Source organism: Streptomyces sp. NRRL B-24572 (assembly GCF_002156145.1).
Classification (GTDB): domain Bacteria; phylum Actinomycetota; class Actinomycetes; order Streptomycetales; family Streptomycetaceae; genus Streptomyces; species Streptomyces vietnamensis.
Genome location: NZ_MWIG01001169.1, coordinates 1 through 542 on the forward strand (window position 1 = coordinate 1; position 542 = coordinate 542).

A 542-nucleotide genomic window follows, 5' to 3' on the forward strand; every position below is an offset into this window, starting at 1 on the left:
GCCCCCCGTCCGACCCGCCGGCCTGCCCGTCCTCCCGTACCGGAAGCCGACGAAGGGCCGCGACTACTGGGTCATCGACGACGTCCTGCCGAACATCGACGAGGTGCGCGCCCGGTGCCTCGCGAAGGACGACTGGGTCCAGGGCGCCCCGGTCAACCCCGAGCCCTGGCCGGGCCAGCGGGCCATGCCGGGCCTGGAACCGGACGAACTCGCCCGTGTGGAAAGGCTGGTGCGGAAGGCCACCGGCGCCCCGCGGATCTGGGCCGAGAACCCGGACGGCGCCGGCACCTTCAACCACAACTGCGTCCAGGCCGTCGGCAAGGACGAGTGCGAGCCCCGCCCGCACACCGACTCCCGCAGCCTGTGCCGCTACGCCGCCGTGCTCTACCTCAGCCCGGACACCCCCAAGGACTGCGGCACCAGCTTCTACCGCCAGAACCTTCCGGGCGGCCGGCTCGGCGGCAACCAGGTCCTGGCCCCGCACAACAACCTGGTCGACGCCCTGGGCACCCGCTTCGTCCCCCCGGACTCCTTCACCGAGG

The 542-nt window shown here is 73.1% G+C and carries 1 protein-coding gene; it reads left to right on the forward strand.

Going from position 1 to position 542, the window contains the following annotated elements; all coding sequences use genetic code 11:
- Positions 1-542: DUF6445 family protein (locus CCN56_RS41085; RefSeq protein WP_306300670.1), on the forward strand; the 542-nt coding region annotated here is incomplete at both ends.